Below are 2,049 nucleotides of genomic sequence, written 5' to 3' on the forward strand. Positions count from 1 at the left end.
GATGGGTCACGCACCGGTTTCGATGCGGTCRGCCGCCAGCTTGATGTGCACGGCAATAGCCAGTCCCTGAGCGTTGGCGCGGATGTGTGGCGCAATGACGCCGGCAGCGGCGCGGGCGTGATGCTGTCCAGCGGCAATGCCACCAGCACCTCCACCAACCCGCTGAGCGGYTACTACGCCCGTGGCAAGGTCAAGGGCGAAGCACTGGGCGTYTACGGMACSTGGCGTGCAGGCAACGGAGTGGACCCGTATGCCGGCTTCTACCTGGACGGTTCGKTSCAGCGCGCCCAGTTCCGYAATCGCGTTGAAGGCKTGGCACTTGCTACCGAGCGGTACGACAGTCGCGGCTGGCAAGGCGCCATCGAAACCGGCTACGCCTTCCGCGTGGGCGGTGCAGAAAGCGGCGGGATTTTCCTGGAACCGCAGTTGCAGGTCGGCTACAACCGCTGGGACGATCTGCGCCACACCGAGGCCAACGGCACGGTGGTGACCACGCAGGACGCCGATGGTTTGTATGGCCGCGTCGGCCTGCGTCTGTCCGGGGTGACSCGATGGGGCGACGGCGSGRCCGMTGTGCAGCCSTACRTCGCSGCCAAYTGGCTGCACACCCGCGCCGAGTCGCAGGTGTGGATGGACGACGAGCGCGTTGATGCGCGTATCCCCCGTAGCCGTGCGGAAGTCAGCGCGGGTGCCTCGCTGAAGTTTGCCAATGGGTTTGGCGCCTGGGCGGGGTTGGCCCGGCAGCAGGCCAGTGGTTACCACCAGACGAGTGCGCTGTTGGGCATGAGCTACGGCTGGTAAGAATCTGCAACTGCTGATGCAATGCGGCGCCGCCCATAGACGGCGCCGTTGTTTTCGCCTGGTCGGAGATCGCTTTCAGTGGTATCAATCGATTGATCTCAACCGAGCACCCCGGGGCGATTGCAACTAGTTGTATGGATCATATTTTCCGTCAGGTGCAACATCTCGGCGCGCCGAGATGTTGCGACCATTTCCAGAAGACAGCTTCGGCTTTGGCCTTCGGCATCATTCCCCTGATGGAACTTCATGATGAACAGACTTTCCACGCGACAACCTGCAAAGTTCAATACGCTGTGGGCATGTGTACTTCTTAGCCTGGCTGGTCCTGGCGTGGCAGCCACGCTCGGCCCCGGACAGCGAGCCGAAGTCAACGCAGGGGACACCCCTGAGAGCTGGCTGCTGAGCGGCGCAGAGCTTGTCGTCGGCGCAGGCGCCAGTACGTTGGCCGTCAACGCAGATGCAAACTCCAGCGTCACGTTCAGCCAATCCACCGCCTTTATCCCAGCGTCGGGTTCACCCATGGGAATCCGGGTGGTTGGAGGATCGAATCTCCAGATGGCGGACGCAATGGTCCGTAGCGACTCTGGGCGTGCGCTTAGCCTCAATTATTCGGCTGGCTCTGGCGCCAACGGCGGCGGAGTAGCACGTATCCTGCGTAGCAGTCTATTTGGCACGGGTATAGGCGCCGTAGTTTCCGGTGGCACCACGCTCGAGCTGGACGCCAGCAGCGTTGATGGCAGTGCCATATCAGCCAGCGATCCGTTTGACGCTGGCACAGGTCTTTGGATTTCGGGCGGCGCAAGTGTGCTTGCACGCAATGGCAGCGTAATTATCGGCGATACATACGGCATTGCCGGCCAATTCGATGTCCGCTTCACTCCTGAAGACCCCGCTGAAGTTGTCATTGATGGATCTACTGTCGAAGGCCGAACTGGCGCAGCCATCTATATCGATGCAGATGGAAGCCTTGATCCATTCCTCGCAGCATTTACTATTCGCAATGGCGCCCATCTCCGTGGTGGCGACGGCAACATAGTGCTGATCAACGGCGATGAGGCCGTGGTGAGACTGACTGTCGATAGCAGTCAGCTGGAAGGCAACATCGACAATGCGGGAGCCAGTCTTATCGACGTCTCTCTCGTCAACGGAGCAGCGTTGACGGGTGCGACGCGCGATGTCACCTCCATGGCGTTGGAGAACGCACGCTGGCAATTGAGCGACAATAGTTCCACCGGCACGCTCTCGCTG

General features: G+C 61.2%; 1 protein-coding gene and 1 pseudogene. Both read left to right on the top strand.

Going from position 1 to position 2,049, the window contains the following annotated elements; translation table 11 throughout:
* Positions 1-801 (top strand): autotransporter outer membrane beta-barrel domain-containing protein (locus tag ACXJKH_RS19295; RefSeq protein WP_457321787.1); only part of this gene is annotated, 801 nt, incomplete at its 5' end.
* Positions 802-1,050: 249 nt separating this feature from the next.
* Positions 1,051-2,049, top strand: a pseudogene (locus ACXJKH_RS19300) (autotransporter outer membrane beta-barrel domain-containing protein); the annotation flags it as partial.

This window comes from Stenotrophomonas sp. P5_B8 (assembly GCF_054049855.1).